The 1,538-nt window shown below is 43.6% G+C and carries 3 protein-coding genes; all 3 read right to left on the bottom strand.

Annotated elements, in window-relative coordinates; genetic code table 11:
• Window positions 1-1,128, bottom strand: a 1,128-nt coding sequence (locus REG_RS14825) for an efflux RND transporter permease subunit (RefSeq protein WP_039907997.1), incomplete at its 3' end; no start/stop codon positions are given.
• 3 nt (window positions 1,129-1,131) lie between these two features.
• Window positions 1,132-1,299: a hypothetical protein gene (locus tag REG_RS13430; protein WP_176603489.1), complete on the bottom strand. Its 168-nt coding sequence runs from the start codon at window positions 1,297-1,299 to the stop codon at window positions 1,132-1,134.
• On the bottom strand, window positions 1,296-1,538 hold a 243-nt coding region (locus REG_RS14820; RefSeq protein ID WP_039907995.1), incomplete at its 5' end, for an HlyD family secretion protein. The genes REG_RS14820 and REG_RS13430, both read right to left, overlap by 4 nt.

Here is a 1,538-nt window from a genome sequence, read left to right as displayed (position 1 = left end):
TAAAACGATTGGGACTGCAATTGTTGGAATCAGGGTTGCGCGGAAATTCTGCAAAAATAGATACATGACGAGAAAAACGAGAATAATTGCTTCAACGAGCGTGGTCACCACGCCTTTAATAGAGGTTTTTACAAAAGGGGTGGTATCGTACGGATGAACCACTTTTAAACCCGGCGGAAAAAATTGCTGCAGTTTATCTAATTCTTCTTTGACTGCCGCTGCCGTTTTTAATGCGTTAGCCCCAGTGGCTAATTTAATCCCTAAACTTGTCGCGGGTTTGCCGTTATAACGGATAATCATGTTATAACTTTCAGCACCAAGCTCAACAGTAGCGATATCTTTTAAACGTACCTGTGAACCATCAGGGTTGATTTTGAGTAAAATTTGGTTGAATTCTTCTGCTGAAGTGAGGCGAGTTTGAGAGATAATCGAAGCGTTAAGTTGTTGGCCTGGTACCGCAGGAGTAGCACCGAGCTGCCCCACTGCCACCTGATCATTTTGCGCGCGAATGGCATGAATGACCTCAACAGGTGTCAACTTAAACCTATTGAGTTTATTCGGATCCATCCAAATACGCATCGCGTTTTGTGCGCCAAAAAGCGGTGCATCACCGACACCCGATATTCGACTAATAGGATCTTTAATATTGGTGGCAATATAATCAGCAATTTCTTCTTGTTGCATGGAGCCATCTTCAGAAACAAAGCTGGGAAACATTAAATAGGCATCACTTGATTTTTCAACTTCAACCCCTTGTTGTTGAACCTGTTGGGGCAGTAGCGGCATTGCCAGCTGTAATTTATTTTGCACCTGTACTTGGGCAACATCCGGATCGGTACCGGGTTTAAATGTTAAAGAAATTTCTACATTACCTGAATAGTCACTACTAGAAGATAAATACAGCAGATTATCGATACCATTCATTTTTTGCTCGATAACTTGCGTCACTGTATTTTGTACGGTCGCCGCATCAGCCCCTTGATAATTGGCGGATATGCTAATGGTGGGGGGGGCTACAGTAGGATATTGTGCAATCGGTAATATCATTATTGCCGCACTTCCCACCAACATAATCATGATGGCAATAACCCAAGCGAAAATAGGGCGATCTATAAAAAAATTAGTCATGAATTATCGGCTCCTATTTAAACTGAGATATCTGAATTTTTTTATACCCTTGCCTTTGAAGCCGCCGCGTTGTTGGCTGTGGGTGCTAGCCGAATCACGTAGTATGTCTACGCTCATCGGTCGGTCGCCCTGGCAGCTGAAGGCAACTTCAAAGACAAAGGGTATATTCATTGTGGAACTGTATCGGATGCCGGATGATCAATCTCCTGTCCCTTAACCTGAATACCTGGTTTTATTTTTTGTAAGCCGGTTAAAATAACGCGATCACCGGGTTGCAATCCTTCGGTAACCAACCATTTATCACCAATCGCTTGCCCTGTTGTCAGTTTACGTAACTCTACTTTGTTATCTTGGCCTATTACCATCGCGATGGCGTCACCACGAGGATCACGGGTAACCCCTTGTTGTGG

Origin of the sequence: Candidatus Regiella insecticola LSR1, from assembly GCF_000143625.1 — a bacterium.
Classification (GTDB): domain Bacteria; phylum Pseudomonadota; class Gammaproteobacteria; order Enterobacterales; family Enterobacteriaceae; genus Regiella; species Regiella insecticola.
Note: the sequence above shows the minus strand (reverse complement) of the source record. Positions and strands in the feature narration are given on the sequence as shown.